2 protein-coding genes are annotated in these 2,251 nt (G+C 73.1%); both read right to left on the bottom strand.

The genetic code is table 11. The features are described 5' to 3' along the window. Window positions 1-90: 90 nt before the first annotated feature. Window positions 91-1,536: an aldehyde dehydrogenase family protein gene (locus ABZ281_RS46595; protein ID WP_356664587.1), complete on the bottom strand. Its 1,446-nt coding sequence runs from the start codon at window positions 1,534-1,536 to the stop codon at window positions 91-93. 122 nt (window positions 1,537-1,658) lie between these two features. Next, window positions 1,659-2,251 (bottom strand): helix-turn-helix domain-containing protein (locus ABZ281_RS46590; RefSeq protein ID WP_356664585.1); only part of this gene is annotated, 593 nt, incomplete at its 5' end.

Here is a 2,251-nt window from a genome sequence, read left to right as displayed (position 1 = left end):
GTTCCGGGCGGGCAGCCCCAGGCCCTGACCGCCGTCGACGCCAAGCGTATGAAAATGGTTTCCATAAGCCAGAGGCTGGGGCAGGGTGGGTCAGAGGTCGATGCCGGTCAGCACCAGCACCCGCTCGTACGTGTAGTCCTCCATGGCGAACCGCACGCCCTCGCGGCCCACGCCGGACTGCTTGACGCCGCCGTACGGCATCTGGTCGGCGCGGTAGGACGGCACGTCGCCGATGACCACGCCGCCGACCTCGAGGGCGCGGTGGGCGCGGAAGGCGGTCTGCAGGTCGTGGGTGAACACGCCCGCCTGGAGGCCGTACTTGGAGTCGTTGACGGCGGCGAAGGCGGCGGCCTCGCTGTCCGCCTTCTGCACGGTCAGGACCGGACCGAAGACCTCCTCGCAGGAGATCGTCACGTCGCCCGGAACCTCGGCGAGGACGGTCGGCGCGTAGGAGGCGCCGTCGCGCTTGCCACCGGTGAGCAGCCGCGCCCCGGCGTCCACGGCCTCCCGCACCCACGTCTCGACGCGCCGGGCGGCGTCCTCGCTGACCAGCGGGCCGACGTCGGTGGCGTCGTCGCTCGGGTCGCCGGTGACCTGGGCCTCGACGGCTTCGACGATGCGCGGCAGCAGCCGGTCGTACACCGAGGCGTCGGCGATGACCCGCTGCACGGAGATGCAGGACTGGCCGCCCTGGTAGTTGGAGAAGGTGGCGATGCGGTTCGCCGCCCGGTCCAGGTCCTCGTCGCTCGCCCAGTCGGCGAGGACGACGGCAGCGCCGTTGCCGCCCAGCTCCAGCGTGCAGTGCTTGCGCGGCACCGAGTCCATGATCGCGTAGCCGACCTTCTCGGAGCCCGTGAAGGAGATGACCGGCAGGCGCTCGTCCCGCACCAGGGCCGGCATCTTGTCGTTGGCGACCGGCAGGATGCTCCAGGAGCCGGCGGGCAGCTCGGTCTCGGCCAGCAGGTCGCCGATGATCAGACCCGACAGCGGGGTCGCCGGGGCCGGCTTCAGGATGATCGGAGCGCCTGCGGCGATGGCCGGGGCGATCTTGTGGGCGCAGAGGTTCAGCGGGAAGTTGAACGGCGCGATGCCGAGCACGACGCCCTTCGGGAAGCGGCGGGTGAGGGCGAGCCGGCCCTGGCCGCCGAGGTCGGTGTCGAGGCGCTGGGCCTCGCCGCCGTTGAACCGCCGGGCCTCCTCGGCCGCGAACCGGAACACCGACACGGCCCGGCCGACCTCGCCGCGGGCCCACTTGAGGGGCTTGCCGTTCTCGGCGGAGATCAGCTGCGCGATCTCCTCGGTGCGCTCGACCAGGCGCTTGCTGACGTGGTCGAGGGCGGCGGCCCGGACGTGGGCGGGGGTGGCGGCGAACTCGTCCAGGACGGCGTGCGCGGCGGCCACGGCCTCCTCGACCTGCGCGTCGGTCGGCAGGCTCACCGTGCCGACGAGCCGCCCGTCCCAGGGGGAGGTGACGTCGAAGGTGTCCTCGCCGGTGGCCTGGCGGCCGGCGAGCCAGAAGGCGTGGGTGGAGGTCATGTGGGTTCCGGCCCTTCGGCGTTGGGGGTGATCCTGCGCTACGGGACCAACGGTAGGCGCGAGGTGGCCGAAGGGCGTTTGTCCGAGCCGTAGCAGTGAGGGACGCGGACACTCCGGTTTGGCTACTCGGTGGTGGCGGCCTTCAGGGCCAGCCACAGCTCCATCCGGACGTCCGGGTCGTCCAGGGAGCGGCCGAGGATCTCCTCGACCCGGCGCATGCGGTAGCGCAGGGTGTGCCGGTGGACGCCGAGGTCGGCCGCCGCCGCGTCCCACTGGCCGTGCTTGGACAGCCAGGCGCGCAGGGAGGCCACGAGGTCGCCGCGGCCCGTGGCATCGTGCTCGTACAGCGGCCGCAGCATGCCGTCGGCGAAGGCCCGTACGGCGTCGTCCGCGAGCAGCGGCAGGACCGATCCGGCCGCCATCCGCTCGTGCTCCACAAGGACGCGCCCGCGCCGCCGCGCCACTGACAGCGCCTGCTCGGCCTGTTTGTACGCGGCGGACGCGGCGATGGGCCCGGCGGGTGCCGACAGGCCCACGACCAGCTCGCCCTCCTCACCGCCCGGCACCTTCTCGCGTATCCCGGCCCGGGCCGTCTCCAGGGCGGCTGCGTACTCCCCGCAGGCCGCGGCGGCGGCGCCGACGACACCTCCGGCGAACGCCCCGTCACCGCCGCCGTGGGCAACATGACGGAGTGGAAGAAGCGCCACACCGCGGC

It is taken from the genome of Streptomyces sp. NPDC006265, from assembly GCF_040613555.1.
Lineage (GTDB): Bacteria > Actinomycetota > Actinomycetes > Streptomycetales > Streptomycetaceae > Streptomyces.
This window is presented reverse-complemented; position numbering and strand designations above follow the sequence as displayed.